The 26,148-nt window shown below is 35.1% G+C and carries 32 protein-coding genes and 1 other RNA gene; 20 read left to right on the top strand and 13 right to left on the bottom strand.

Translation table 11 applies throughout. From position 1 onward, the window contains the following. The first annotated feature begins 204 nt into the window (after positions 1–204). From A2J09_RS20375 to A2J09_RS20395, 5 genes are all read left to right on the top strand, one after another. On the top strand, positions 205–1,254 hold the full coding sequence (locus A2J09_RS20375; RefSeq protein WP_031418330.1) for an NAD(P)/FAD-dependent oxidoreductase: 1,050 nt from the start codon (positions 205–207) through the stop codon (positions 1,252–1,254). A 68-nt stretch (positions 1,255–1,322) separates the two neighbouring features. Next, positions 1,323–1,772, top strand: a complete 450-nt coding sequence (locus tag A2J09_RS20380; RefSeq protein ID WP_036160651.1) for a hypothetical protein — start codon at positions 1,323–1,325, stop codon at positions 1,770–1,772. A gap of 18 nt (positions 1,773–1,790) precedes the next feature. Continuing rightward, positions 1,791–2,120 (top strand): helix-turn-helix domain-containing protein, encoded by a 330-nt coding sequence (locus A2J09_RS23195; RefSeq protein WP_080695162.1) that lies wholly within the window; start codon positions 1,791–1,793, stop codon positions 2,118–2,120. Between the two features lie 107 nt (positions 2,121–2,227). Continuing rightward, positions 2,228–3,742: a DEAD/DEAH box helicase gene (locus tag A2J09_RS20390; protein WP_012292559.1), complete on the top strand. Its 1,515-nt coding sequence runs from the start codon at positions 2,228–2,230 to the stop codon at positions 3,740–3,742. 16 nt (positions 3,743–3,758) lie between these two features. Beyond that, positions 3,759–4,538 carry a YqhG family protein gene (locus tag A2J09_RS20395; protein WP_012292560.1) on the top strand — a complete coding sequence of 260 codons (780 nt, stop codon included), beginning with the start codon at positions 3,759–3,761 and terminating at the stop codon, positions 4,536–4,538. 34 nt (positions 4,539–4,572) lie between these two features. Here A2J09_RS20395 and A2J09_RS20400 read toward each other — a convergent pair whose 3' ends face one another. Continuing rightward, a complete protein-coding gene (locus A2J09_RS20400; protein WP_012292561.1) occupies positions 4,573–4,893 on the bottom strand; it encodes an ArsR/SmtB family transcription factor in 321 nt (106 codons plus the stop codon). Then, on the bottom strand, positions 4,893–5,315 hold the full coding sequence (locus A2J09_RS20405; RefSeq protein ID WP_031418335.1) for an SRPBCC family protein: 423 nt from the start codon (positions 5,313–5,315) through the stop codon (positions 4,893–4,895). Before A2J09_RS20405 ends, A2J09_RS20400 begins: the two co-directional genes overlap by 1 nt. 163 nt (positions 5,316–5,478) lie before the next feature. Here A2J09_RS20405 and A2J09_RS20410 point away from each other — a divergent pair, with 163 nt between their 5' ends. From A2J09_RS20410 to ytxJ, 6 genes are all read left to right on the top strand, one after another. Then, complete coding sequence (locus A2J09_RS20410) at positions 5,479–6,117, top strand: LysE family translocator (RefSeq protein ID WP_031418337.1); 639 nt, start codon at positions 5,479–5,481, stop codon at positions 6,115–6,117. 221 nt (positions 6,118–6,338) lie between these two features. Next, positions 6,339–7,211 carry a LysR family transcriptional regulator gene (locus tag A2J09_RS20415; RefSeq protein ID WP_031418339.1) on the top strand — a complete coding sequence of 291 codons (873 nt, stop codon included), beginning with the start codon at positions 6,339–6,341 and terminating at the stop codon, positions 7,209–7,211. A gap of 119 nt (positions 7,212–7,330) precedes the next feature. Then, positions 7,331–8,038, top strand: a complete 708-nt coding sequence (locus tag A2J09_RS20420) for a CoA transferase subunit A (RefSeq protein WP_012292565.1) — start codon at positions 7,331–7,333, stop codon at positions 8,036–8,038. Beyond that, the gene (locus A2J09_RS20425; protein WP_012292566.1) at positions 8,038–8,679 is read left to right on the top strand and encodes a 3-oxoacid CoA-transferase subunit B; all 642 of its coding nucleotides are present in this window, start codon (positions 8,038–8,040) and stop codon (positions 8,677–8,679) included. The genes A2J09_RS20420 and A2J09_RS20425 overlap by 1 nt, the downstream gene beginning before the upstream one ends. 68 nt (positions 8,680–8,747) lie before the next feature. Then, the gene (locus A2J09_RS20430) at positions 8,748–9,161 is read left to right on the top strand and encodes a VOC family protein (protein ID WP_012292567.1); all 414 of its coding nucleotides are present in this window, start codon (positions 8,748–8,750) and stop codon (positions 9,159–9,161) included. A 100-nt stretch (positions 9,162–9,261) separates the two neighbouring features. Further along, positions 9,262–9,591, top strand: a complete 330-nt coding sequence (gene ytxJ, locus A2J09_RS20435) for a bacillithiol system redox-active protein YtxJ (RefSeq protein ID WP_012292568.1) — start codon at positions 9,262–9,264, stop codon at positions 9,589–9,591. Between the two features lie 51 nt (positions 9,592–9,642). Here ytxJ and A2J09_RS20440 read toward each other — a convergent pair whose 3' ends face one another. Further along, positions 9,643–10,104: a hypothetical protein gene (locus A2J09_RS20440; protein WP_012292569.1), complete on the bottom strand. Its 462-nt coding sequence runs from the start codon at positions 10,102–10,104 to the stop codon at positions 9,643–9,645. A gap of 741 nt (positions 10,105–10,845) precedes the next feature. Here A2J09_RS20440 and A2J09_RS20445 point away from each other — a divergent pair. Further along, positions 10,846–11,451 (top strand): hypothetical protein, encoded by a 606-nt coding sequence (locus tag A2J09_RS20445; RefSeq protein WP_139015309.1) that lies wholly within the window; start codon positions 10,846–10,848, stop codon positions 11,449–11,451. Between the two features lie 132 nt (positions 11,452–11,583). After that, positions 11,584–12,057, top strand: coding sequence for a hypothetical protein (locus A2J09_RS20450; protein ID WP_031418344.1), 474 nt, complete (start codon positions 11,584–11,586; stop codon positions 12,055–12,057). A 136-nt stretch (positions 12,058–12,193) separates the two neighbouring features. On the opposite strand, the gene A2J09_RS24700 is transcribed toward A2J09_RS20450, so the two are convergent. Next, positions 12,194–12,286 carry an IS3 family transposase gene (locus A2J09_RS24700; RefSeq protein ID WP_080695237.1) on the bottom strand — a complete coding sequence of 31 codons (93 nt, stop codon included), beginning with the start codon at positions 12,284–12,286 and terminating at the stop codon, positions 12,194–12,196. A gap of 157 nt (positions 12,287–12,443) precedes the next feature. Here A2J09_RS24700 and A2J09_RS20455 point away from each other — a divergent pair, with 157 nt between their 5' ends. After that, positions 12,444–12,998 (top strand): GNAT family N-acetyltransferase, encoded by a 555-nt coding sequence (locus A2J09_RS20455; RefSeq protein ID WP_012292571.1) that lies wholly within the window; start codon positions 12,444–12,446, stop codon positions 12,996–12,998. 269 nt (positions 12,999–13,267) lie between these two features. Here A2J09_RS20455 and ssrS read toward each other — a convergent pair. Next, positions 13,268–13,460, bottom strand: a non-coding RNA gene (ssrS, locus tag A2J09_RS20460) — 6S RNA. A gap of 246 nt (positions 13,461–13,706) precedes the next feature. On the opposite strand from ssrS, the gene A2J09_RS20465 reads away from it, so the two are divergent. Beyond that, entirely contained in the window at positions 13,707–14,045 is a 339-nt protein-coding gene (locus A2J09_RS20465) for a zinc ribbon domain-containing protein YjdM (RefSeq protein WP_012292572.1), read from the top strand. A 22-nt stretch (positions 14,046–14,067) separates the two neighbouring features. Here the strand turns inward: A2J09_RS20465 and A2J09_RS20470 are convergent, their stop codons facing one another. After that, a complete protein-coding gene (locus A2J09_RS20470; protein WP_012292573.1) occupies positions 14,068–14,604 on the bottom strand; it encodes a zf-HC2 domain-containing protein in 537 nt (178 codons plus the stop codon). A gap of 103 nt (positions 14,605–14,707) precedes the next feature. Then, the gene (locus tag A2J09_RS20475) at positions 14,708–15,346 is read right to left on the bottom strand and encodes a YfbR-like 5'-deoxynucleotidase (RefSeq protein ID WP_171821082.1); all 639 of its coding nucleotides are present in this window, start codon (positions 15,344–15,346) and stop codon (positions 14,708–14,710) included. Positions 15,347–15,517: 171 nt separating this feature from the next. Between A2J09_RS20475 and A2J09_RS20480 the strand changes: the two genes are divergently transcribed. Then, positions 15,518–15,958: a hypothetical protein gene (locus A2J09_RS20480; RefSeq protein ID WP_012292575.1), complete on the top strand. Its 441-nt coding sequence runs from the start codon at positions 15,518–15,520 to the stop codon at positions 15,956–15,958. 48 nt (positions 15,959–16,006) lie between these two features. On the opposite strand, the gene A2J09_RS20485 is transcribed toward A2J09_RS20480, so the two are convergent. The 4 genes from A2J09_RS20485 to A2J09_RS20500 all read right to left on the bottom strand — a co-directional run bounded on the left by A2J09_RS20485 (position 16,007) and on the right by A2J09_RS20500 (position 20,375). Beyond that, on the bottom strand, positions 16,007–17,848 hold the full coding sequence (locus tag A2J09_RS20485) for an ABC transporter permease (protein WP_036160656.1): 1,842 nt from the start codon (positions 17,846–17,848) through the stop codon (positions 16,007–16,009). After that, positions 17,838–18,599 (bottom strand): ABC transporter ATP-binding protein, encoded by a 762-nt coding sequence (locus A2J09_RS20490; RefSeq protein ID WP_031418349.1) that lies wholly within the window; start codon positions 18,597–18,599, stop codon positions 17,838–17,840. Before A2J09_RS20490 ends, A2J09_RS20485 begins: the two co-directional genes overlap by 11 nt. Positions 18,600–18,702: 103 nt before the next feature. Further along, on the bottom strand, positions 18,703–19,689 hold the full coding sequence (locus A2J09_RS20495; RefSeq protein ID WP_012292578.1) for a sensor histidine kinase: 987 nt from the start codon (positions 19,687–19,689) through the stop codon (positions 18,703–18,705). Further along, positions 19,686–20,375 carry a response regulator transcription factor gene (locus tag A2J09_RS20500; protein WP_036160658.1) on the bottom strand — a complete coding sequence of 230 codons (690 nt, stop codon included), beginning with the start codon at positions 20,373–20,375 and terminating at the stop codon, positions 19,686–19,688. The genes A2J09_RS20495 and A2J09_RS20500 overlap by 4 nt, the downstream gene beginning before the upstream one ends. A 371-nt stretch (positions 20,376–20,746) precedes the next feature. On the opposite strand from A2J09_RS20500, the gene A2J09_RS20505 reads away from it, so the two are divergent. Then, the gene (locus A2J09_RS20505) at positions 20,747–21,727 is read left to right on the top strand and encodes a GGDEF domain-containing protein (protein ID WP_036160660.1); all 981 of its coding nucleotides are present in this window, start codon (positions 20,747–20,749) and stop codon (positions 21,725–21,727) included. A 260-nt stretch (positions 21,728–21,987) separates the two neighbouring features. Here A2J09_RS20505 and A2J09_RS24315 read toward each other — a convergent pair whose 3' ends face one another. Next, positions 21,988–22,170 (bottom strand): hypothetical protein, encoded by a 183-nt coding sequence (locus tag A2J09_RS24315; protein WP_012292581.1) that lies wholly within the window; start codon positions 22,168–22,170, stop codon positions 21,988–21,990. A 244-nt stretch (positions 22,171–22,414) separates the two neighbouring features. Beyond that, positions 22,415–22,888 (bottom strand): LytR/AlgR family response regulator transcription factor, encoded by a 474-nt coding sequence (locus A2J09_RS24320; RefSeq protein WP_233499890.1) that lies wholly within the window; start codon positions 22,886–22,888, stop codon positions 22,415–22,417. 446 nt (positions 22,889–23,334) lie between these two features. Here A2J09_RS24320 and A2J09_RS20515 point away from each other — a divergent pair, with 446 nt between their 5' ends. The 3 genes from A2J09_RS20515 (at position 23,335) to A2J09_RS20525 (ending at position 26,048) form a co-directional block, all read left to right on the top strand. Then, entirely contained in the window at positions 23,335–24,090 is a 756-nt protein-coding gene (locus tag A2J09_RS20515; protein ID WP_031418351.1) for a 3D domain-containing protein, read from the top strand. 124 nt (positions 24,091–24,214) lie between these two features. Then, positions 24,215–24,766, top strand: coding sequence for a superoxide dismutase family protein (locus A2J09_RS20520; protein WP_012292584.1), 552 nt, complete (start codon positions 24,215–24,217; stop codon positions 24,764–24,766). A 289-nt stretch (positions 24,767–25,055) separates the two neighbouring features. Further along, positions 25,056–26,048, top strand: coding sequence for a TAXI family TRAP transporter solute-binding subunit (locus A2J09_RS20525; protein WP_031418354.1), 993 nt, complete (start codon positions 25,056–25,058; stop codon positions 26,046–26,048). Positions 26,049–26,148: the final 100 nt, after the last annotated feature.

Here is a 26,148-nt window from a genome sequence, read left to right on the forward strand (position 1 = left end):
ATTTAAAGAATAGTAAGAATTGACAACATAGCTTCCAAAATGGGAAGTTTTACTTGATAATGATTATCATTATCGTATAATAAGGGAGTAAGAAGTAGTAAGTATTTCTATAAGATGAAAATACAGTAGGGTTTTGTAGTTATGTTGTTACCACGGCCCAATTGTTGAGATAGGAAATAACATAAATGAAAGGTGTGCTACGATTTGTTTGAACAAGAAATGTATGATGTAACGATCATTGGTGGAGGACCGGCAGGATTATATTCTAGCTTTTATTGTGGCTTACGTGAAATGAAGACGAAGCTAATTGAATCACAGCCACAGCTCGGGGGTAAAATCCATGTTTACCCGGAGAAAATGATTTGGGACATTGGGGGCGTTACGCCAATTTCAGGTGGCCAACTAATTAAGCAGTTAGTGGAGCAGGCCTTAACATTTAATCCCTCTATTTACACAGATGAAAAGGTATTATCAATTGCCAAAAACGACGAGGGGATTTTCGTTATTACAGCTGAGTCTGGGAATATTCATTATTCAAAAACGGTCATAGTTGCTATTGGTGGGGGTATCCTTAATCCTCAAAAAATAGAGATTGAGGGAGCAGAACGGTTTGAGGTATCTAATTTAAACTACACCATCAAATCCTATGAAAAATTTAAAAACAAAGCGGTTATCATTTCAGGTGGCGGTAATACCGCTGTAGATTGGGCATTAGAGTTAATGGAAGTAGCGTCAAAGGTATATTTAACCTATCGAAAAGATCAATTGTCTGCACATGAGGCTCAAATTACGGAGCTAACGAATAGTGCCATTGAATGTCATTATAATTCAGAAATTACGAAATTAATTGCGGATGATCAAGAAGGAATGATTAAAGCGATTGCTTTAACGAATCATGAAACAGGTACTATAACGGAAATTCCTATCGATGAAGTTGTTATCAGTCATGGCTATGTACGCGATAAGGAACTATTAGATAATAGTCCATTAGCAATTGAACGTAAAAACGATTATTTCATTGCTGGTACTATAAATAGTGAATCCTCTATTCCGGGACTTTATGCGGCAGGAGATATTTTGCACCATGATGGCAAAATCCATTTAATTGCAGCAGCTTTTCATGATGCATTGCACGCAGTGAATAGTGCGAAAAAATATATTCAGCCCGATGCTTCTGATGGCGGTATTGTCTCTTCCCATAATGATATTTTTAAACAACGTAATCGCAAGCTATTACAGGAAAGCTTAAAATAATTAATCTTAGGAGCACTCGATGTATTTTAGGTGTTCCTTTCGTATTGTTTTAAGAGCATGATAAGGGAATGGAGATAGTAGGCATAGAAGAAATGTTAGAATTTTATTCAATGGCACCTTTAACATGTCTGTCTGTCACTACTGACCATATTTCTTCTGAGACGGTTACTAACAGGACAGTGGAAAATGTCGCTAGACTAATCTTCCCAGTCAAAGGTATAGGTGACATAAAAATAGAAGGTACTAATTATCGCTTAAAAAAAGGAAGGATCCTCCATGTTGGTCCCGATTTTCCCATTCAAAACATGGCCGTAAGGGATACCAAATTAGAATATGTAGTGATTTACTTCCAACTATTTGATGGACATGTAAAATTTCCGCTTTATAATAGTCATTTTGTTATACAGGTAGGAGAGCACATGAAATGGATGAACATGGTGCAGCAATTAGTTGAAATGAGTCATAAGGGCAGTCATTTATCACTTATTCAATCCAAAGCTCTCTTTTTAAATATATGAGAGGAAATGATTGTATTGATGAAGTTGAAAGACTATCACATAGCATCCATCTTGACGTATATACAAGAAAACTTTACAAAGAATATTACTGTGAGCGATATAGCGAATGAATGTAATTGGGACCGTAGAAAATTGAGCTATGTGTTTGAAAAAAGAATGGGTGTCAGTCCACATGTTTATTTAACCGATTTACGTATTCAAAAATCGAAAATGCTATTAAGGTCGCCTGATTTATCTATAAAGGAAATAGCTAAGCGAGTAGGTTACACAGATTATTTTTATTTTAGTCGTGTATTTAAAAAAGTGACAGGTTTATCACCGAGCATTTTCCGTAAACATATGAATTAACAAACACTCGATGAAATAATTACATTCATTGGGTGTTTTTTGTATAAAACGAACATAGCTTTCTCCTTTTTGGACAACATAAGAAGAAATACTGACATGGTGGGGTGATGATCATGAAAATAGAGAGGTCGTCAGAATGGGTAGAAGGTTTTATCAATCGCGTCAATGATCTTGAACAATGGCAGAGCTGGTCATTATATAAGATGAACTATGATATTGTAAAAATGAGATTAATCCCTGATTTCACAGGATTACAAGCTACAAAGTATTTACCTAATTTAAAACCTCTTGCACATCAGCTAGAAGCAGCTGAAACAGTCATTCAGCGCATGAATGGAAAAGCCATTTTAGCAGATGAAGTAGGTTTAGGTAAAACCATTGAAGCTGGTTTGATTTTAAAGGAGTATCTTTTAAGGGGTCTTGTAAAAAAAGCGTTAATATTAGCGCCGGCTTCTCTGATTAATCAATGGATTGAAGAGTTAAACTTAAAATTTCATATACCTGCTATCGCTTATAAAAAAAATTGTCCAATAGAGCGCTATGACGTCATAATCATGAGTATGGATACAGCGAAAAAAAGCCCTCATAGGGAACGTATTTATGAGCAGGATTACGATATGATTATTATTGATGAGGCCCATAAATTAAAAAATAATAAAACACAAATTTATGAGTTCGTCCAAGGATTAAAGAAAAAGTTTTGCTTATTATTAACTGCTACTCCTATACAAAATGATGTTTTCGAATTATATTATTTAATTTCCTTATTAAAACCAGGACATTTAGGAAGCTACGATACCTTCCAATCAGCCTTTTCAGCCAGTAAGCATCATCTAGAGCATGATGATTATTTGAAAGAATTGGTCAACCAGGTGATGGTGAGAAATCGAAGAGAAGATACAGGTATTGAATGGACCAATCGTTGCGTTCAAATTGTACCGATTACATTTACGGAAGAAGAAAGAGCCGTTTATGATCTCCTTGGCTCACTTGAAAACAAAGGATCTTTTGCGTTAATTACGTTGCAGAAGGAAATGTGCAGTAGCAAGGAAGCTACAGCATTAACAATAACAAATATGCTGAAGGAGCATGGACAATCACAAGAAATGGAAGACATTTTAGCCAAATTAATGGCCTTAGAAGTGAATTCTAAAGCAGAAAAAACAATTGAGATTATTGAACAGGCGAAGGATAAGGTTATTATTTTTACAGAGTATCGTGCAACTCAAATCTACTTACAATGGTATTTACATTCTAAAGGAATTTCGAGTGTGCTGTTTAACGGTAAATTTAATAAAAGTAAACGAGATTATATGAAGCATTTATTTAAAGAAAGAGCACAAGTACTCATTGCCACAGAGGCTGGTGGGGAGGGGATAAATCTCCAATTTTGTCATCATGTCATCAATTATGATTTACCATGGAATCCTATGAAGCTAGAGCAACGAATTGGTCGTGTCCATCGTTTGGGACAGGAGCATGATGTTCACATATATAATCTTGCTATTGAAGATACCATTGAAGAAAAAATCTTGGAATTACTTCATACCAAAATCGATGTGTTTGAAAAAGTGGTTGGTGATTTAGATGCCATTTTAACAAACTTAAAAAAATCAGTGTGAGGTAAGGAGGGAAACTATGTATCCGCAGCAAGTTCATGAGTATTTAAAGGGATTTTTCTCCGAAAATGACTGCCCTATTTTAGGGGAAGAGGAACATTCTTTGACCGTGCAGTTGACGGTAGATATTGATAAAAGAATTATGAATAGACCATTTTATTGGCAATATATAGAGGCCACTAATAGTGAGCCAAACCCTGCTCAGGTGACCTTTATTACAGATCAGACAGCTATGGCTGGTAACTTATTTGGTGAGGTTATTCATTATGGCTCACCACGGTTAAATCAGCTTTTTCATGCGACAGGAGAACTAGGTGCCTATGTTCAATTATTTGAAAAAGTTGATCATGGAATGGGGCAGGTTATCCTAACACCATGGCTAGGTGTTAACTTTAAAGTCTCCTATTGCTGTGATCGGACAAAAGAAATGATGTACTCATTTGGTATTAACTTGTTAACGGGTGTTATCAAGGAGGATTTTCATGAAACGATTTATGCCTCAGATTTTGACACCGAACCAGCAGAGAACGTTTTTCATGTGCAATATATTATTAAACCAGCACGTGCACTTGAAAGATTAAATGCAGCGGTGGATTCCATTATTGAAAAGGATGATCACTCGTGGGCCATTGAAGCGCAAAAAAGATGGCAACGTGATCAACGAGTATTGGATTATTTTTATGAGGATGTAGAGGATAAACCCGAATGTTATGAAATTGAAAGAAAAGCATTAGAGGAGCAATACGAATCTAAAATTAAAATTGACATTATTAATGGAGGATTATTCTACCTCTTTTAAAGGTGGAGCTGTCCCAATTAGACAGCTCCATTTTTTAATTGTCTTCCACCAGACTTTGTAGCTGAGCCAATTTATTGTCCCAAAACAAATGAAAGTATTGGAGCCAATCCTCAATTTCTTTTAAACGCTCACTATGCAACGTGTATATCTTTTCGCGGCCCTTTTTTTGAGCAGAAACAAGCTCTGCCTGTTCTAATATTTTTAAGTGCTTTACGACAGCTGTTCGACTAATTGCAAAATGCTCTGAAATATTAGAGATAGGTCTATCATTAGATGCAAGTAGCTTTAAAACATTTCTTCTTGTAGGATCTGCAATTGCTTGAAAAACATCATATTTCACTGCTTCTTGAATCATTAGGCTTCTGCAACTTCTTTTAATTTATGATGGATAATCATTGTCCAACCGCCATCCATTTTTGTGCGAATGGCCTCAGTAGCAGCGTTAGCTTTTGGAATAATATGTGAAGCTTCCTTCCAGCCACCATGTGTTAAAGTAAATTCTGTTTGTTCTCCGACTTCTTTTAGCTCAAAAGTAACGAACCAACCATCCTCATCCCAAGCAAATCTTAGAAAATGTGGCGCATCTACACGTTCAACTTTACAAGGTGAAGGACCAAACGGTGATTGAATCGTAAATTCATGTCCCTCAATAGGTTGAAAATTATTGGGCATAAACCAAGAAGCAATTTTTTCTGCAGTTGCTACAGTGTCCCACACCTTTTCTATAGGTGCATTAAGTGTAATTGTTTTAACAATATCGGGTAATTTTCCGCTCATGTGTAAATCTCCTTTATAGATAAAATGAAACCAATAGGTGTTACGAATATATAACACCTATTGGTTATATGTCAAGTCAAAATAAAAATTAGTATCTTTCTGTAAGGAAGTACATATGCTACAATTATTTTTATAATTTTCTGACAAAAAGTGAGGGAGAGAAATGGTGAACATCTCTGTTTTCTTAGTTATGTGCATTTTACTTATAATTTTACCTGGTCCAGATACAGCCATAGCGACAAAGAATACCTTGACTGTAAGTAGGAAAGGAGGCTTGCAGACTATTTTAGGGTCCTGTGGTGGTTTATTGATTCATACATGCGCAGCTGTCATTGGGCTATCCGCTATCATTGTGAAATCAGCTTATGTATTTGCCGCATTAAAGTATATTGGTGCAGTTTACTTATGTTATTTAGGTATTAAAACATTATGGACCTTACGGACAATTCGCGCACAATCAACCGAAGTGCAGAATGAAGCTAATATGGATCATAAATACTCGCATCAATCATGCTTTAAGCAGGGGTTCCTCACGAATGTCACGAATCCGAAGGTTGCTGTATTTTTCCTAACATTTCTTCCTCAATTTGTGGATGGAACGGGTGGAACATTTCTACCATTTTTAATCATGGGATTAATCTATACAGCTTTAACGATGCTTTGGTTTGTATTTTATGTCTATCTGTTAGATCGCATTAGTGCATTTATGAAAAGGCCAACTACTAAGGCAGTAATCGAAGGATTGACGGGTGCTGTATTAATTGGTTTCGGCATTAAATTAGCATTGGAAAAGGCCCACTAATAGTAAATACACCACTATATTTAGATGTGAAATCTAATGATACGTGGTGTATTTTTTGTTGAAGAGGTCTTTGGGGAATAAAGGAATATCCTCTCGACTACAGTTGTAGGTTCAGTGCACTTAATTTTTGTAGAAGGATTACCATAGATGAAGAAGAATTAATTACTATAAGAGAATTTTGCTAAGTCTTTCATCAAAAAGAATAAATGGGGAAGATGTTTATGGAATTACGAGATTTAAAAGCATTTATGTCAGTTGTCGAGCATGGTAGCTTTACGAAGGCTGCGAATGAATCCTTTGTATCTCAGCCATCATTAAGTAAAAGCATAAAAAAATTAGAAGATACATTACATGTAGAATTATTAAATAGATCTACTCGCAATGTCGAGCTAACAGATGCAGGGAGTATTGTCTTTAAACAGGGGCAAAAGATCATGCTTTCCGTTCAAGACTTGCACATTTTACTAGATGATTTATTAAATATAAAGACAGGTTCAATTAAGCTAGGGATTCCACCTTTAATTGGGACATTATTTTTTCCGAAAATAGCTAGAGAATTTCATCAGCAATATCCTGATGTGCATTTGGAGCTTGTTGAACGAGGCGCAAAAACAGTGGGTACGTTAGTAGAAAACGGTAATGTGGATATGGGTATTGTCGTATTACCGACGGATGAAAGAAAGTTTTCGGTGCAGCCATTTGTAGAAGATCAATTTTATGTATTTATAAATGAATTACACCCATTAGCTCAATTTAAAGAAATACAATTGCAAGACTTAAAAAATGAAACCTTTATTATCTTTGCTGAGGAGTTCGCTTTACATGATTATGTTATTAAGTCATGTGAAAGTGTTGGATTTTCACCACATGTAGGCTATAAAAGTTCACAGTGGGATTTGATAGTTGAATTGGTATCATCAAATTTAGGGATAACATTACTGCCATATTCTATCGCTGCTAAGCAAACAAATAAAAATGTCAAAATGATTCCTTTAGCTAATTTTGATATGCCCTGGCGTTTGGGTATTATCACCAAAAAAAATACATATCAATCGTATGCCTTAAAACAGTTACTGAACACGATGCGTAAGTAAGAGGTGGGGAGATTTATTCTATTTTGGAATAAGTGGTATTCTAATTAATTCCTTTACTTGTAAAATGTTAATGAGGTAGAATTTTCCTTAATAAACGAGCAATTTTAGGAGGTTTCGAGATGAAGGATGGGAAAGTATGGCGTTCATTTGAAGAAGCGGTTGCTGATATTAAGGATGGGGATATGTTAGCAGTAGGAGGCTTTGGTCTATGTGGTATACCAGAAAAGTCTATTGCGGCTTTAGTACAAAAGGGTACAAAGGATTTAACGGTAGTTAGTAATAACTGTGGTGTAGATGATTGGGGTTTAGGCTTACTATTAGCGAATAAGCAAATAAAAAAAATGGTTGCCTCTTATGTAGGCGAAAATAAAATTTTTGAACAACAATTTTTAAGTGGGGAGCTAGAGGTAGAGTTAACACCTCAAGGAACGCTTGCTGAGCGCCTACGTGCAGGAGGAGCGGGGATTCCAGGATTTTATACAGCTACTGGAGTTGGTACGCCAATTGCTGAAGGCAAAGAAGTAAAGGTTTTTGATGGGAAAGACTATATTTTAGAAGAAGGAATTGCTGCTGATTTTGCTCTAGTTAAAGCATGGAAGGCAGATAAGCTAGGAAATTTAGTGTACAGAAAAACATCACGTAACTTCAATCCGCTAGCTGCGATGGCAGGTAAAATTACCATTGCTGAGGTGGAAGAAATTGTAGAAGTTGGCGAGTTAGACCCTGATCATATTCATACACCAGGAGTTTTCGTTCAGCGTGTTTTATTGGGTGAAAATTATGAGAAGCGTATTGAGCGTCTGACAGTGAAAAAGGGGGAAGAGTGATGGCTGATACAAGACAAAGAATCGTAAATAGAGCAGTGAAAGAAATCCAAAATGGCATGAATGTAAATTTAGGTATTGGTATTCCAACTTTAGTTGCCAATGCTATTCCAGCCGATTATGAAGTGCTTTTACAATCAGAGAACGGATTACTTGGTATCGGTCCCTATCCAGTTAAAGATGACGTTGATCCCGATTTAATTAATGCTGGGAAAGAAACAGTAACAGCTATGCCGGGGGCTTCCTTTTTTGATAGTGCAGAATCATTTGCTATGATTCGTGGTGGCCATATTGACCTTGCTATTTTAGGTGGTATGGAAGTATCAGAGACTGGAGATCTGGCAAATTGGATGATTCCAGGGAAAATGGTCAAAGGAATGGGGGGCGCCATGGACCTGGTGGTAGGAGCAAAGAGAGTCATCGTCGTTATGGAGCATGTTAATAAAAATGGTGAATCCAAAATTAAAAAACAATGTGATCTCCCATTAACAGGTAAAGGTGTTGTCCACCGGTTAATTACAGACTTAGCTGTATTTGATTTTACTAAAGAAGGGATGCAGCTTATCGAATTAGCAGAGGGCGTTACTTTAGAGGAAGTAAAAGCAAAGACTGCGGCTTCGTTTCATATAGCGTTAGCACAATAATTCAGACTTAGGACTGTTTTCAACGTGATTGTACCATTCTATACTCGTTTAAAAAGGGAGAGTTTCTGATGGAACAACAATGGACGAATGAACTAGCAGTTGCACAGGTCAGAGTAGCAAGGCCAACTGATCAATTAAAAGAAATTGAACGGTTTTATTGTGAGGGCATTGGACTAAAAAAAATTGGTTCTTTTTCAGGTCATCGTGGCTATGATGGAATAATGATTGGTCTTCCAAATGTACACTATCACTTGGAATTTACAGAACATGTTGAAGGGAGCCCTTGTCCTGCTCCAAGTAAGGACAATCTTTTAGTACTCTATATTCCAAATCAAGAAACAATCCGTAGTATTGCTAAACGCTTATCACAAATGGGGTACCCTGAAGTAGAGCCTGAAAATCCATATTGGATGCAGAAGGGTATTACCATTGAGGATCCTGATGGCTGGCGCCTTGTATTAATGAATACAGAAGGCATTTAAGTAGAGGAAGAAATGCACGAGCTATAAAGGTAGCCTCGTGTGTTTTTTTGTTACAACAAATACCCTGTGTAGTATATAATTGCAAGGGAGGTATTCATATATGCAACGAATTAAAACTTTGGTTAGTTGGGGAGAAGTGTTAGAACAGTCTCACAAAAAGCCCTGTCTTGTCTTAAAATTTAGTCTGACATGTATAAGCAGTATTTCAGCTTTAAAAGAGTTCAAAGCCTTAGCGACAGAACTCCCTAAATATCTGGTCATTATCCAAAAGGAACGTGATGTTTCCAACGCTATAGAACGTGATTTACAGGTAAAACACGAATCACCTCAGTTATTAATTTTGCAGGATGGCAAAGGAATTTGGCAAGCAACCCACTATAAAATAAAACGACCTCTTTTAACAGAGGGGCTGAGAATGTATGTAAAATGAGCAAAAAGATACCCCTCCATACATGGAGGGGTATCTGTCCTTTTAATAAAATTAATCCTCTAAAGCTTCACTTTCATGATAATTTGTAGCAGTTGACTCGATATCAACTTGTAAATAATTGGCCCAATCTACTTTATGATAATCCTCTTCACTAAAATAAATATTCAATACTTCTGTCATGGTTTTATCTCCATCTGGTTGGGTAAGTGGAGCATACCAAGTAACAGCAGGTGTTTTTACATCTTTCAGCTTCGACAAATCAGCAAAAATTTTAGTGGAGTCCTTCAGCATTTGACTTTTCGATCCCTCTGTCACATCTGTATCCTGTATGGATATGGTGACAACACCTTTGGACTCTTCAACCGTAAACTTATTTTTAACAATTGCTCCGACAATATCTTCAACAGAAGTGTTTTGATCTACTGCTACCTCCTTTGGATTGTCACTCTTTCCGCAAGCTGTTATTAGAATTGAAGCAAATACCATTACATACATTAACTTTTTCAATATCATTACCTCCCTTGTTACTCCATATATGCGCAAAATGAAAGGGAATTATACAAAATATGAGAAGGTTGTATGTACTTTTTATAACTAGGATTTCAAAACATTACATGAGCACGTGCGTTTGAGGAATTTATTAGAAATAGGATATATCAAATTGGAGATATAGAAGGTGCTGTAAGGTATTTTTTATAAATAAAAAAGTACCTTAACCATATTGGCTAAGGTACTGTAAAGGTTGATATTCAACAATCAGTTGATAAAGGATTGATAAGATTTGGCTAGATAAGTTTGACGCTGGCACGCTGACAAATGGAGATTTAAAAGGATTAGAAATTATCATTTACAACGTAGTGCTTAACAGCACATGCCCGTTACCATAATTGGTATTGTTTTTTTTTGTATATCTGAAAGTCAATTTACTGTCAACAGATACTTAAGTACAAATTGTTAATTTATGATTACAAAGTGAATAAATACTACAATGTAATTAAGGTCAAACAATAGGTTTTATAAATGTTGATAATGTAACTTTAGTATCACTTTATTTTATAAGAACCGCCAAAATATGGCGTTCTTGATGGCGTTATGTGGCGCTTAATGTAAATTTAATGTAAATTCCACGCCGGAAAATGGCGTGAATCAACAATTGAAATGAAAAAGTTTCCAATGATAGGATGATAATAACTCGAGGGAAAGTGAAAATGTTATAACGTTTTTTTCAAAATGTAATAAATGGAGGACAAAAAAATGTCGAAATTAAATTTTTTTAAAGGTTTTGTAGCATTAATTTGTTTTGCACTAGCATTCAGTATAATTTCTCCAAGTTTGGCTTTTGCAAGTGAATCACAAGCAGTAGAATTAGAAGATTCTTTAAATCAAGAACCCAATATTATCGAAGTAGAAAATGAGTCACAAATTGATAATCAAGAAATAAATACAGATGTAAATACTTCTATAGATGACTTAAATGGTCCTAGGGCTGATTTCGAATCCGAAGTACAACCACATGCATTACCTGTCATTCCATTATTAGCCGGCCTTGTAATTAGGCAAGGAGTTTCATATATTGTAAAGACTTCTTCGAAACGAGTACTTAAATTAAGAAGCCATGCTTCTGATCAAGCGGTAGATCGCGGTATTACTGGAAAAATGATAGATGATGCTTTGACTAATGGTACTAAATATGTCGATGTATTAAGCGGAGAACGTGTTGCTTGGATTGACACAGGAGGCAACCAAGTTGCTGTATTACTTAAGAAAGATACTGATGTTATTGATACTGTTTATTTTGAAGATCATAAAAAGTTAAAGTGGTTCAAGAGTAATTGGAAATATGTAGGAGATTATGAGTGATAATACTTTTGTAAAATTTAACTCCTGACAATTTTCAGTTCAAAAGTTATGCTAACATTCCGTAGTATAGTAGAATATGGACCGATGGAATTAATATTAATTTAAAAGGTTAATAAAAAAGGAGAATTAATTATGGTTATATTAAAAGATTACTCAAATGATCCCAATTGTGAAGTTGAAATAATCTTAAAATTAGTAAATGATTCAAGTGTGAAATTCTCCATAAATTTCAGATCAGGTGATAATTTTCCTAGGTTGCATAAAGAAATTACATGTTTAAAGGATGACTTCATAAAATTATTAGATGATATAAAACATCTTGATAGTTCACACCTAAGTATGTTGGAGCCACACGATCCTGGATTATGTATCTATCATATTCCTCACTACGGTAAATATTATTATCCTCAATATGGTTTTTTACAAATACCTGACAATGAGAGGATAGAATCTGAGACTCGTTACAAATTAATTTTTGTATTAGACGCCAATGATAAGAATAATCTTGGTCCAAGAGAATGTGGTCCTGCATTTTGTATAATAGTAAAAAGGGAACAAATTAACGAGTTCGTTCAAAGTTTAAAATCAGAATTAAGTAGCTTTTAAGCTTTTAAGTTTATAAGAAATCACATGTTTTATTAAAGTAGAATTAAGCAAGCTGTATTCGGAAATAAAAATAAAGCCAGGCGCTCAATGTGAACTGCACCCCGTCAAGTAGACAGTGGTAATAATAAAAAATGTATTAAACGGCTTGTGTCCTGAATTCTAAAGGACTCAAGCCGTTTAATCGTCCTTGACACCGATAGTAATTATAAGAATGAATATAATCATCAATCGCTAGTTATAACCCTTCAATGAATCGTACTTATGTAAATGAGAAATAACAAAAGAGATAAGTTTTACTTGAAACTATATAAAATTTAAAACGTAATAAATATATGGTTAATATAACCAATTATTGGTATTACCACTTTTTTTGGAGGATAAGAAAAATGACAGTTAGTTATTGGACAGGGAAAAATCTTACATTACGAGCGATACAACCAGAAGATATCATTATATTTGATTTTTTAGATGATGAAATTCTTAGAAATATGGATTCGATTCATTTTCCTCGCTCAACTGATAAAATGACAGAATGGGTAGAAGAACAATTATCTGAAGATGATGATGAATTCCGTTTTGTTGCAGTAGATAGAAACAATAATATTGTTGGTATGATTGAAACTTTTGATTGTGATTTGAAAAATGGTATCTTTGATTATTATTTAGCTGTATTCGAGCCTTACAGAGGTAAAGGGTATGCAAAAGAGATGATTCTCATGGTTCTTCGATTCTTCTTTTCGGAGCGCGCTTATCAAAAAGTAAATACAACGGTTTACTCTTTCAATGAACCATCAATGTGTCTACATGAAAAATTAGGTTTCATGAAAGAGGGGCAACTTAGAAAAATCATTTTCACGAAAGGCGATTATTTCGATGGTATTTGTTATGGAATGACAAGAGAAGAATTTGAACAAAATCATGGATCTCTTATTAATCAATAAATATGCGATATAAATGGAATTAGCTGATTTTCCTAATAGAGAAGGTTAGCTTTTTTGTATAAAATAAATCTTCCACAAATGTTAGTAAGCCTGTTGATAAAAAGGGGAAGTTGAAAGGTCCATGAAAGATTGGGTATATTTTGCGGAGGTAAATAGTTGATTATGTTTATTTATTATTAATTGCAAATAAGTTTAACCCCTTGGCTATTTTGGAATGAAAAAAGTACCTTAACCATATTGGCTAAGGTACTGTAAAGGTAAATGTAATATAAAAAGCCGCGTATGCCGTAGTTATTATAGAAAGTTTTAAACCACCACTCCTCAAAGTGGGTGTTCGCAGAAGTTTTCCTGCTTATCCTCATGCACCGTAGTGTGAGGCCCGTCATTCCAACTCCAATAATAAAACTCCCTTTTACAGCTTAAAGGTTAAAACTTAATATTATACGAACAATGCAGCCTTTATGGATATAATAAAGCATGATCGACAAACATGCAAGTAAGATGATTGCTTGAAATAAGTCAATGGGCGGGTGTCCCAAATCATGCAATACGTAACGGCAAATGTATTTAGAAAGGTACTGGGCTTCATATTATTTTCACAAATACGAACAAAAAATACGAACAACCTTTGCTTATTATGGACGACTGTGTAAAGATAGGAGCATATAGAGGATTTATCTAGCAAAAAAGTAAAGGGAGGAAGCAGGAATGGCAGCTTATCCAAATTGTCCGAAATGTAATTCTGAATACACATATGAGGATGGAACAAATTATGTATGTCCAGAATGTGCGAATGAGTGGAGCATGGACGCAACGGAACCCGAATCAGATACACTTATTGTCAAAGATGCAAATGGTAATTTGTTAGCTGATGGTGATTCAGTTACGGTTATTAAGGACCTAAAGGTAAAGGGAAGTTCATCTACTTTAAAAATAGGGACAAAGGTAAAAAGTATTCGCCTTGTAGAAGGGGATCATAATATTGACTGTAAAATTGATGGCTTTGGCGCTATGAAGCTGAAGTCTGAATTTGTAAAAAAGGCATAGGGAAGTGTAAAGCGTCTAAACGTTAGTTTGAGTTTAGGCGCTTTTTTATTCTAAAAATTTTGCGTAATAAAATGGCAAAGGCCGCACCCACTAAGGCAAAAATCGTATGGAGGAGAGCGATATAACTTGCTCCCATCACAAGTGCCCCAAATTCTGTCAAAGAGTAGGCGGTAATATAGAGCTCATTCGTAAGGTTGTCGATAATCGCCCATACCAATACAGGTACAGAGCTAATGATAAAAACAATCCAAATGTTTTTATAAAAAAGGTAAGACAGACAACCGAAAATGGCATATGAAATGACAAAGCCCATTTGGTTTCCAAGTAACGATGAGTTAATAGCAAACATGAATGAAAGTACAATAAATATAATATGGAAAAAAGATAATGTTTTTTTCATGGGTATGTACTCTTTTTGAATTTGTACTGAGCTAAAGAGCTGCTGACAGTGCGGACATTTTGCCAAATGCTGCTCTACATATATTAATGTGGATGCTTGGAGCATTTGTTTCTTATATAACGGTAATAAATCTTCTATAATTGGGCATTCTTCTGACAAAACTCTCCCTCCATTCAATCACCTTTCATTATACGATTTTTTTAGAGGAAATAAAAAAAGCCTTCCTGAACTTTTCATTCGGAAAACTTGTACATGCACCTGACTATTTGGCTGTTAGTACTTCATTTGTTAATGCTTGTATATCAATATGAGTTTTTTCCTGTACGGCGTCTTTTAATATTTCAGTGCGGAAATATTGGACAGTTGCCTCAAGTGGAATGGCTAAAAGCTTCGATAAAGCATTTTGATACATATAGACGAATTCTTTGTCAGTATTGCCACGCTTTAATTCTGCAAAAGCTTCGTAAAATTGGTCCAGTTTATCTGCAAATTCAAGTAGACGCCCTTCTATCGTACTATCCTTGCCTTCTCTCATGCGCTCAAAGAAAATGCCTTGAAATTCTTCTGGAATCTCATTGCTAATAAACTTTTCCATCATTTTCTCTTCCACATGTGCTAGCATTTGTTTTAGCTCGGGACTAGCGTGTTTTACTGGAGTTTTAATGTCGCCAATAAAAACTTCAGCAAAGTCATGATTAATTGTTTTTTCATATAAAGATTTCCAATCAATCTTTGCTCCATTCATTTCTTCTAATGTCGCAAAAAACATTGCATATTGTGATACTTTCCAAGAATGTGCTGCCACGTTATGTTCTTCAAATTTGAATCGCCCAGGGCACCGAATAATTCGTTCTAAATCATTGAGGCTTGTAAAAAATTGATGAATTCCTATAAAAATCACTCCTTTTGTTCTTTAAGTGCATGTTACTATAAACGATACCCTCTTTGTGAGGTTTTCAAACAATTTAACAATGATTCAATTTGTGTTTACAAAGGATTCACAATTACTGAATAAGCAGACAGAGGTTGAATGCTATAATGTAGGGGACTGATGAAAGGGGGAGTATACATCATGTTTTCCATTTATACGCTTCTTCTTTATATACATATTTTAAGTGCCGTTCTTTCGATTGGGCCATTGTTCGTTGTACTAACGATTGTAAAAAAAATGCGTACAGCTTCAAGTGGTGAAATGCCACCATATATAGAATCTTTTAAAGGGGCTATTGCCATTGTCAAACATTCAGGACATGTACTTGTAGGATCAGGTATTTTATTAATGTGGCATGCGGGTTATCATTGGAGTACTTCGTGGATTGTTCTCACTTTCCTTGTGATGTTTGCATCTATTATCTTTTTAGCCAGAGCGTTTAAGCCAACATTACGTACTTTTAATACACAAGCTTATAATCAGCAACAATTTGTTGCACTATTACAGCGCAAGGCGTGGATGTACATTTTGCTACTGCTTATTATGTTATGGTTAATGGTGGCAAAGCCAATTATTTGGTAAAAAGTCTTTTATTATTGAAAAATCGCACCCCCAAGGAGTGCGATTTTTTTAGTTCACTAGACGTTTGAAATAGCTTTGTCGTATCCATAAATAACTGATGAGGAATAGCACAAAGAAACAACAAGAACTGGCAATGGAAACCTGTAAAAATGCTGTAGAGACCATTGTACGCATAGCTAATAAAGTAGTGAGTAATAGAGAAATTGCTATAGTGAACGGAACAAATATAAGAATGCCCAGTTCCTTTGCAATAACGGAGGCTAATTCTTTCTTAGACAGCCCCAGCTTACGAATGCCCATATATTTTTCTTTTTCCTGTAATAATGTTGTCTGTAAATAGAAGTAAAGTATACTCATGGCTGCACTTAAGAAAATTAAACTTAACATAGAGCCAATGAAGAACATAACGCTTTTTACAAACATTTCTGTATCATATAATTCGATTTTGGATGTAACGTAACGTTCACCAGGTAAGGATGGTATGTCCTCGGTAATGGTATTTGCCAATTCTGTATGTGCTGTCCAATTATCTAATTCATAGATATAGGTTTTATAAACAGGGTAGTCAATCGACTGATAAATAGAATCTGGCACAATGAAGTATGTTTCCTGAAACCCTGTAGATAGTAGGTTCTTTTCGTTCATTTCAGCTAGTTTGAATGTTTTTATATAACGGTCACTAGCATTGTTGGTTATCGGAGCTATACCATGATTCCCAGCGACAGCAATAAATTCATTTTTATTCAGGCTAATTTCCTTTTGCTGTAGCAGGTTGTAATCAGATAATGACATATAGCCAAGGCGTCGATTCTCATCTGATTTAAATTCAATAAAATACTTGTTAGCTTTTACTGTTGCTAGCTTCTTTTCAAGATAGTCTAAATCTTCCTTTATTATGTTGTCATTAGCTTTTGGATCCGTAATATATTGAAAGCTATACGGATAATTTCCTTCACTATCTTTTTGAACATTATAATATGAGCTAAACAAAATGCTTGTACATAAAAATACGCCACTTAACAAAATGGTAATTAGAAATAGCATATTTGCATGAGATTTCATTTTTGCATTTAAATTTGACGCTAAAAGCATATTTGTTTTGCGAAGATAAACAGGGGATTTCTCAAATATTTTCAAAAATAGACGTAAGCCTTGAGCAATGATTAAATAAATCGTACAAAGTATGCTAGCAAAAAATAATAAATAATAGAGAGCACCTAAAGACGCTACAATAGCATGCTCAATCTTTAGTAAATAAGCTAAAAGTGAGGTCATCATAATGCTAGCAGCTAATAAAATATAATGTGGTCGAATCGATTTTTCAATCACAGTATCACTTTTTAATAGCTGTATGGAGGCTTCTTTATTAATAAATTTAGTGACGACTTTAGAAATTATCATAAATAAGATTAAAAACAAACCTATCGTTAAACCAATTGCTTGTAGAGGAATATACATACTAAATGTTTCTGCTTTTAACACTACTTTAGCCGCCATTAAGAACAGGGGGGTCATGACAAGACCAAGAACGATTGCTGCTATAATCGCCATTATTCCAATGAATAGGTTTTCACGGAATATTAGCTTTCGTACTTGTTTCATGGAAGCCCCTGTAATCATGAAAATGCCAAGAGTCTTTGTCTTTTTGCGTAAAAATGCCATGATTGAATAAGTAATATAAATAAATGAAAATAAATAAACAAGCATACTGGCAAGCATTAATGAAATGCCAAGTGTTGAGTCGGGATCTAGGTCTTTTAAGCTGGGATGAAAGACAATTACAGAAAATAAAAAGAATATAATGATGGAAAACATACTGCTCAGAAAATAAGATACATATGTCCATTTATCTCGTATAATGTTTTGGATAACAATATGGTTAAAGGTCATGTTGACCCCCACCTAAGAAAGCAAGAGTGTCCATAATTTCTTGATAAAACTGCTTACGATTGTTGCCTCGATGTATTTCATTATATAATTTGCCATCCTTGATAAATATAATACGATTAGCAAAGCTTGCTACGTAAGGATCATGTGTGACCATAAGAATGGCAGTTTGTAGTTCTTGATTGATGGAGGTGAATAAATCCATCACATCGTTGACAGCCTTTGAATCCAAATTACCTGTAGGCTCATCTGCTAACAATAAGCTCGGTTTATGGATAACAGCACGAGCAATAGCTACTCGTTGCTTTTGCCCACCTGAAATTTCATAAATGCGTTTCGATAATAGCTCCTCAATTCCAAGAAATTGCGCTACATGCTTTAAACGGTGACGCATTTTGGCGCTAGGTAAGCTATCTAATGTCAGCGGTAATAAAATATTTTCCTTTACCGTTAAAGTATGAACAAGATTAAAATCCTGAAAAACAAAGCCTAATTCAGAACGTCTAAATTTTGCAAGTTCCTCATCATTTAAAACATAAGGATTTCTATTATTAATAACAATATCTCCAGCAGTGGGGCGATCAATGGTAGATACACTATTTAAAAATGTCGTTTTGCCACTTCCGGAGGGCCCCATGACGGCTACGAACTCCTGCTGTTGTAACTGGAAATCAATACCGTTTAATGCCTTGTAGGTAATCTCTCCGATATATTCTTTTTGCAAATTGGTCACTTGAAGAATGATGTTTCCCAACTTGGAACAACTCCTTTAAATTGATTTGATAGCTTTAGTATAAAAAAGGAGCGATCAATAACCCATTTCGCTTGATGACGGGAATATGACAAAGTTGTCATATTCATTTTATAAGACTGCTTGAGAAATTGATGGAAAACGTAGTGTGATCATGTGAGGATTGTAAGGTGAACGGATGGTTTAGTATAGTTAAAACCTTTTTCACTAAAAATAATCCTATGCCTGTTGCTTCTCCATTTGTTCGTCCCTTTTTACCTGTATAAAACAAATCAAAGACACGTGCAATTTCGCTAGTAGGGATTGTCTCACCACGGTTATCTATGTGCAAAGTGTCGTTGTCATAATCAATATGAATAGTGCTTTCTACTTCACTGTATTTGACAGCATTATTTAATACTTGATAAAGGACAACCTTTAACCATTTACGATCGGAGTAAATCATTTGATTTTCTGTAAGCGTTAATTTTGGGAAAACTTCTTTTGTAATAAAATAATCCTTCAAATCATTAATAACTTCTTTTACAAGCTCTTTTAAAACAATAGGCTCAATTTTTAAATCAGCTACTAAATTTGAACTTCGCTCATACGTTAATAGCTGATTGAGTGTAAATGCCAGCTTATCACACTCCTTGCTGATTGTTTGCCATTGCTGTAATTCGTTCGAAGTTTTGAAGGACGCTGATTGTGTAATTAATTGAATGACAGATAACGGTGTTTTCATTTGATGAGCAAAATGTGATAATACAAGGTGCTTTTCCTCTGCTTGCTCTATTAATTGTTGCTGTTGCGTTAAATATAGATATTGCATTTGTCTTAGTTTTTCACTATAGGCTTGTTCCATCGATGCTTGGGGCTCATATAGATGAAGGTCTTCCTTTGACAGATCAACTTTTTCTAAGTGTGTATATAGTCGTCTTCTTCGGTAATAACGGCCTACAAACCAAAGGATAAACAGAAAGCTAACGAGAAAAATAAAATAAAAATAATGCGATGTTAAATCATCTAATGCTTGAATCATCCAAGGTAAGAGAAGGAAGCTAATACAATAAAGAATAATAATACTCACATGATCTTTAAAAAACAGCTTCATTTTCTCTCCTCCACAAGTTGATAGCCTAGACCACGAATGGTTTTAATTTCAAGCTGTGAGTGGATAGCTTCCAATTTTCTTCGTAGTCGACCAATGTTTACAGATAAGGTGTTTTCTTCCACAAAGGTTTCATCATCCCAAATAGCACTTAATAGTTTTTGACGAGCTACAACATTTGGGTAGGCTTCGAATAATAGCTTACTAAGCTGCATTTCTTTTAATGTTAACAGGCTTTCATGGCTATTTGTTTGGAGACGGACAGTGTCTGGGTTTAATGTAGTATTGGCTATTATAATGGTAGACGTATCGAAGGAAGCATACTCACCATATGTACGCCGAAGTAAACCATTAACCTTTGCCATAAAGACATCTAGCGAAAATGGCTTAGTAATAAAGTCATCAGCACCATTTTCGATACCGTATACTTGATCGATATCGTTGACTCTAGCAGAGACAATGATGATAGGACAAATGGAAAGCTGACGAATTTTACGTGACCAATAATATCCATCAAAGATGGGGAGATTTATATCCATAATGACTAAATGTGGTTGGATGTCATTAAATTCTTCTATGATGTGCTGAAATTGTTGCACTGCATGGCATTCAAACTGATATTTCGATAAATGTTCGACAATCAGTGAAGCTATATTGCTATCGTCCTCTACTATGTATATCTTGTACATTTTTATCGACCCTTCCCTCATTCTTTACTTTATAATGTACCCTGATTCCATAAATCTTATAGAAGAATTGTACCCTGGAACATAAAAAAAGAGCTACCACAAACTTACTTGAAGCTATTTAAGGTTAAACTCCTTGTTAGACCTTTAGAATTATAAAGAATACTTTAAGAATGAACAGAAAGAACTAATTAAGATGTATGTTTTCTTTGAATTCAAGCGCTTTTCTCATTAAAGTAAAAAATGCCCAGCTGTTAAGTTTTCTTTAAGAAGTATGGCGTATGATGATTAAATAGATATATTAAATAAAGTTTAAGTTAAAACATAGATAAGATTTAACGAAAAAATCATCTCAATGGGAGAAATGATCTATTGTGGGTAAATTCAAGTTAAAGTTATCATTTCTTATTGTTAGTATGACAATAATGGTTGTACTCGCGACGTCTAGTGTTAGTATTTGGAGTAGCTATCAAAGTTTTAATGAAATTTTGATGGAAAATCAACGTGTAATGCAAGATACATACGTAAAGGAATCTTCGGCAATGAAGGACGGCTATCTAGAGGGCTTGCTGAAGGAAGAGGCTACAAATGAAAAGGTTATTCCTTTTAGCCTGTTTTTAAAAAAGGTTATTGTCCCGATTATTTTAGTCATTGCTGTAGTATTAGTGCTCGCTATATGGCTAGTTTTAAAAATAGTACGTCCCCTAAATGAACTTTCAACGATGATAGAAGCTGGGGAAAACGGGCAGGAGAAGGAACAAATTGCTGATTGGTATTATGAAGCAAAGATACTGAAAAGAAGCGTACAAAATATGATGATTTGCGCAGAAAGTAAAATTACTGATTTAACGGAGCAATTAAATGTTGACTCATTAACAGGTATTCCGAATCGCAGAATAATGGATCAAACTCTCCATGAATTAATTATTAATAAAGTTCCGCATGCGGTAATACTAATTGATTTAGATGATTTTAAAAGTATAAACGATACGTATGGTCATACCGTAGGGGATGAAGTATTAAAAGCCTTTGCTCATCATATGCAGCTTAATATGGGGGAGCAAGGTATGTGCTTCAGATATGGTGGAGAAGAGTTTATGATTATTTTGCCTTCAAGGAGTATAGATGAAGCGGTAGAACTAGCAGAAAGCTTGCGGGTTAAACAAGCCTTACAGGAAACTGCGTGTGGTAGACCCGTTACGATGTCTGCCGGAATTACTGCCTTTACACCGAATGTACAGAGCCCAAATCAATTGATAGAAATTGCAGATCATGCTCTGTATAAAGCTAAACAATCAGGAAGAAACTGTTTATGCGTAGTAAGGAATATGAGACAAATGATTATTAAATCATGAGTAAAAGCATGCTAGCTTTCTACACTAGCATGCTCTTTTTCGTCACTCTTGTTCTGAAATGATTTGAAAAAGATTGGTTGTTTCCTGCATAGGCAAAGCATTCAAGACAATTGAGTATGTTGAAAAGAGTTATAAATCTTTATAGCCTCTGCACGGTTCCCAATATTAGAATAGTGCTTGATTAATCCCTGGACAGCTTGATCAGAATACGGATTTAACTCTAGAGCTATAAGTAACGTTCGTTCTAGATTTTTGACAACCTATATTTGTTCACAATAATGGGCGAGTTCTTTCAGGAATTGAGTAAATAATTTATTCATCAAATTAACTTTGCTAGCTATCCATGGATAGGCCATCGTTGCCATAAATTCCCCACGATAATTTTGAAGAAGTGCTTCAGCCCTTTTAATATCTAATTTTTCAATTTGTTCTTTTTTATTCAAAATAATCTCTAAATCAATAGCATCACATTCAATATTGTCTAGTGTTAAAATATAACTCCCGTTCGTATACGATTACCTCTAAAAAGCCATATGCTGAAAGAGAGGAGCGAAGATATGAAAGAGTGATATGCTATTGAACCCTTGCTTTATTAAATTCAGTATAACCCCAAAATTATCAATAATAGTATCACGAGAAACAGGGGGATTAAGATGTGAAAACAGCAATGCAAACAATTCTTTCGTTTTAAATACGATGAAGAGGTTTTCCCTCATAGGAAACAACAAATTCTCCGAAGCATTTTATTTTTAACAACGGTGCTGAATGACATAATGTTGGTAAGGACGTTATTTTTGGGTGAAGTAGTTCCTCAATTCTATAAATAGTCGTTGCTAAGCGAGATGTTGAAGCAGGCTTTAACAGGTAATCAATTGATGGTAGCTCGAAGGCTTGCACAGCATAGTCTCGATAAGCAGTAACAAAAACAATATAGATGCTATGATTCCACGATGTTAATAATTCCGCAATCTCTAATCCATTCATACTTGGCATTTCAATATCTAGAAATGCTACTTGAAAGTCTAAGTTCGGTCCCTCGATAAGGAGTTCTTTTACAGATGTAAAAGTTTCAATAACCTCAATCCTATCAAATTCTTGCAAGTGTTTATTCATACTGACAAGTGCTAAAGGCTCATCGTCCACCAATATCGCCCGAATCACAATAAAACAAGACCTTTCCATTCCAGTCTAGAGGTTATTAGATTGAGATAACTAACCTTGTACAGATGTGTAGAGACTGGCTGCTGAGATAAATTGTCCAGATTGAAGGGCAGCAGACTATTTAGATTCCTTGTATGTTACTTACGATTATCTTCTGGATTAATTTCCAATATTTATCTCTTCTATTGCCCTTAAATAGTAAATATCTAATATAAAAAATACTAGTCTAAACAATGATTATTTTCCATCTAATTGGACAATTTGCTAAAAAAATAATCGAAATTGTATAATTTTCCGTTTTTATAGTAATAATTCCTAATATCAGGCAGATAGCCCTGAGTTATTAATTTGCGAGCTTACTGTTGATTGCATACTAGATTATTTAACTCTAGCGTGCTAACGGCAGACTTGCAAAAAATAATAAAATATTGGAGGTATTACTAAACATGAAGAAGAAAGCTTTAGCTTTAGCAGTAACTTTGACCGTTGGTTTGAGCCTATATGCCAGTCCTTCCTCTGCGAAAGACAATTCCGGCAATATATTGTGGGCACTCCCTCAAATTTATAATTTAACTGTTGGAGAATTTCAACAATTTACAGAAATGGACTCGTTATGGTTTTATCCAGAGCAAGATTTAGTGAAGGATACATCAAATACAGAAAAAACATTGGAAGATGAATATGTCATAAAAGGTGGTGACACATTATTTTCAATCGCACGTAAAAACGATATAACAGTAGATGAACTAAAAGCATGGAATAACCTTGCTACAGATTTAATCTTTGCTGGTGAATCAATAGCTATAAAAGCTTCGGCTGCTAAACCGAAACCTAAAACATCCGAAGCAGTTACACCTAAGGCTGCTACAACAGCAAAAACAAAACCTGTGAGTGCTCCATCAAATGGTTCTGGAAGAACGTTAACAATGCGTGCTACTGCCTATACAGCATATTGTGAAGGTTGCTCAGGAATTACAGCGAATGGAACGGATATTCGATCCAATCCAAACTTAAAGGTAATTGCAGTTGATCCTCGTGTCATTCCACTTGGTTCAAAGGTATGGGTTGAAGGCTATGGTGAAGCGATTGCGGCTGACACGGGTGGAGCTATTAAGGGAAATAAAATTGATGTATTTATTCCTACCGAGGGACAGGCTCTTCAGTGGGGTGTCAAAACTGTAACCGTAAAAATTTTAGACTAAATAATGAAGGGATTTCTCATTAGAGAAGTCCCTTTTGTGCATGTAACAACCTCGGTAAAATTTATAAGAAGTGCATAACTATTGATTAACTTGGAAACCATCAGAAATAAGAGGAGGTATTTTTATGAAAAAAACAAGCTTAATTAGCCTTTCTTTATTAGTTTTAGTGGGTGGTTGTGGTTTCTTTGATAAGAAAGAAGAAAAAGTACAAGTAAATGCGTCATCCCCCTTAACAGCTACTGCAAAAGTAATTGGTGCAAATAACGAAAGCTATGGGAATGCGTATTTTCAGGAAGAAGATAATGGTGTTATGATGACACTGGCATTAACAGGACTACCCCCAGGTACACATGGAATTCATATTCATGAAGTAGGGAAGTGTGAGCCCCCTAAATTTGAATCGGCTGGTTCGCACTTTAATCCGACCAAGAAAGAGCATGGTAAGTTAAATCCCAATGGTTATCATTTAGGGGATTTACCAAATCTAGAGGTTGGTGACGATGGCAATGTCGATTTAAACTTCTTAGCAGAAGGGCTAACACTACAAAAAGATCAGCCAAATTCTTTGTTAGACAGTGATGGTAGTTCCATCGTTATTCATGAGTCAGCAGATGATTATAAAACAGATCCAGCAGGTAATTCAGGGGCAAGAATTGCTTGTGGTGTCATTCAATAGAAGAAATATGTAAAAAACTGTATCCACTATTGGATGCAGTTTTTTGATTTCATCATTCATATACAGTTTTAATACATAAGGGGAGAGTCTTGAACTTAGAAATTAAAGGTTTTTTATAGATAAAAATAGGTTAATTAAATAATAAACTGCTGATGAATATCAATGAAGTTTATAAAGGGGTGCATAAACATAAAATTCAGAATTTACTATAAACTAATTGACATAATAATACTAAATTTGATAATTTTAAGTAGATTGCCTTTACTATTATACAGAGGGGGAAAATACTATGAAAAAGACACAATTTAAATGGTTGCTATTATTAAGTGCGTTTGCACTAATGATTTTAGCTGCATGTGGGTCAGATGGGGGAAGTGGCTCTAAGGATACGAACGAGAACGCTTCGGAGTCATCTGAAAAGCCCAAATTTTTAAGCTTATTAACTGGTGGAACACAAGGTACTTACTATGCACTTGGCGGTACATTTGCTGATTTAATTACGACAGAAACGGATATCAAAACAACTGCTGAGGTGTCTCAGGCATCTGCTGCTAATATGACTGCTTTGCAAGAAGGTAAAGGCGAAATTGCATTTGTTCAAACGGATATTGCTTACTATGCTACGGAAGGAAAGTTAATGTTCGATGGAAAGAAAATTGATACAATTTCAGCTTTAGGTGCTCTTTATCCTGAAACAGTACAATTAGTTACTACAGAAGCAACAGGCATTAAGACTTATGCGGATTTAAAAGGGAAAAAAGTGTCTGTAGGGGCACCTGGTTCAGGTACTTATGCGAATGCCGAGCAATTACTGGAGATTCACGGCTTAACGATGGATGATATCAAAGCTCAAAATTTAGATTTTGGGGAGTCAACAGATGGTCTTCAATCAGGCCAAATTGATGCGGCATTTATTACTGCAGGTACGCCAACAGGTGCAGTTGAAGCGTTAAATGCTACAACGAAAGTAAATATTGTTGGTGTAGATGCAGGTAAAGCAGATGAATTAATTGCTAAATATCCTTATTATGCAAAGGATACAGTAAAAGCAGGGACTTATGGAATTGCAGAAGATACAGAAACAGTTTCAGTTCTTGCTATGTTAGCCGTGAAAAAGGAACTACCAGAGGATGTTGTCTATGCTATGACAAAAGCTATCTATGATAATACTGATAAAATCTCTCATGATAAAGGTAGATTTATCAAAGCTGAAACAGGTTTAGATGGAATTAGTATTGACATTCATCCAGGCGCTCAAAAGTACTTTGATGAGAAAAAATAGACAAAACGATTACTAAAATATGAAGGGGGCTCGGATTGCGTAAAGCTTCGAGTCTTTTTCCTACTATACGGTGAAGTATAGGCGAGTAGCTTTTAAAGTG

This window comes from Lysinibacillus sphaericus (assembly GCF_001629735.1).
In the GTDB taxonomy this organism is placed as follows: domain Bacteria; phylum Bacillota; class Bacilli; order Bacillales_A; family Planococcaceae; genus Lysinibacillus; species Lysinibacillus pinottii.

Coding starts and splice junctions, on each gene's coding strand:
- A2J09_RS20400 (WP_012292561.1), bottom strand. CDS start 4,893: ATGATTCAAGAAGCAGTGAAATATGATGTTTTTCAAGCAATTGCAGAT.
- A2J09_RS20485 (WP_036160656.1), bottom strand. CDS start 17,848: ATGACCTTTAACCATATTGTTATCCAAAACATTATACGAGATAAATGG.
- A2J09_RS23195 (WP_080695162.1), top strand. CDS start 1,791: ATGAAGTTGAAAGACTATCACATAGCATCCATCTTGACGTATATACAA.
- A2J09_RS20440 (WP_012292569.1), bottom strand. CDS start 10,104: ATGATATTGAAAAAGTTAATGTATGTAATGGTATTTGCTTCAATTCTA.
- A2J09_RS20415 (WP_031418339.1), top strand. CDS start 6,339: ATGGAATTACGAGATTTAAAAGCATTTATGTCAGTTGTCGAGCATGGT.
- A2J09_RS20465 (WP_012292572.1), top strand. CDS start 13,707: ATGGCAGCTTATCCAAATTGTCCGAAATGTAATTCTGAATACACATAT.
- A2J09_RS20500 (WP_036160658.1), bottom strand. CDS start 20,375: ATGTACAAGATATACATAGTAGAGGACGATAGCAATATAGCTTCACTG.
- A2J09_RS20455 (WP_012292571.1), top strand. CDS start 12,444: ATGACAGTTAGTTATTGGACAGGGAAAAATCTTACATTACGAGCGATA.
- A2J09_RS20410 (WP_031418337.1), top strand. CDS start 5,479: ATGGTGAACATCTCTGTTTTCTTAGTTATGTGCATTTTACTTATAATT.
- A2J09_RS20525 (WP_031418354.1), top strand. CDS start 25,056: ATGAAAAAGACACAATTTAAATGGTTGCTATTATTAAGTGCGTTTGCA.
- A2J09_RS20390 (WP_012292559.1), top strand. CDS start 2,228: ATGATCATGAAAATAGAGAGGTCGTCAGAATGGGTAGAAGGTTTTATC.
- ytxJ (WP_012292568.1), top strand. CDS start 9,262: ATGCAACGAATTAAAACTTTGGTTAGTTGGGGAGAAGTGTTAGAACAG.
- A2J09_RS20450 (WP_031418344.1), top strand. CDS start 11,584: ATGGTTATATTAAAAGATTACTCAAATGATCCCAATTGTGAAGTTGAA.
- A2J09_RS20430 (WP_012292567.1), top strand. CDS start 8,748: ATGGAACAACAATGGACGAATGAACTAGCAGTTGCACAGGTCAGAGTA.
- A2J09_RS20420 (WP_012292565.1), top strand. CDS start 7,331: ATGAAGGATGGGAAAGTATGGCGTTCATTTGAAGAAGCGGTTGCTGAT.
- A2J09_RS20480 (WP_012292575.1), top strand. CDS start 15,518: ATGTTTTCCATTTATACGCTTCTTCTTTATATACATATTTTAAGTGCC.
- A2J09_RS20515 (WP_031418351.1), top strand. CDS start 23,335: ATGAAGAAGAAAGCTTTAGCTTTAGCAGTAACTTTGACCGTTGGTTTG.
- A2J09_RS20495 (WP_012292578.1), bottom strand. CDS start 19,689: ATGAAGCTGTTTTTTAAAGATCATGTGAGTATTATTATTCTTTATTGT.
- A2J09_RS20395 (WP_012292560.1), top strand. CDS start 3,759: ATGTATCCGCAGCAAGTTCATGAGTATTTAAAGGGATTTTTCTCCGAA.
- A2J09_RS20445 (WP_139015309.1), top strand. CDS start 10,846: ATGTCGAAATTAAATTTTTTTAAAGGTTTTGTAGCATTAATTTGTTTT.
- A2J09_RS20520 (WP_012292584.1), top strand. CDS start 24,215: ATGAAAAAAACAAGCTTAATTAGCCTTTCTTTATTAGTTTTAGTGGGT.
- A2J09_RS20380 (WP_036160651.1), top strand. CDS start 1,323: ATGGAGATAGTAGGCATAGAAGAAATGTTAGAATTTTATTCAATGGCA.
- A2J09_RS20425 (WP_012292566.1), top strand. CDS start 8,038: ATGGCTGATACAAGACAAAGAATCGTAAATAGAGCAGTGAAAGAAATC.
- A2J09_RS20405 (WP_031418335.1), bottom strand. CDS start 5,315: ATGAGCGGAAAATTACCCGATATTGTTAAAACAATTACACTTAATGCA.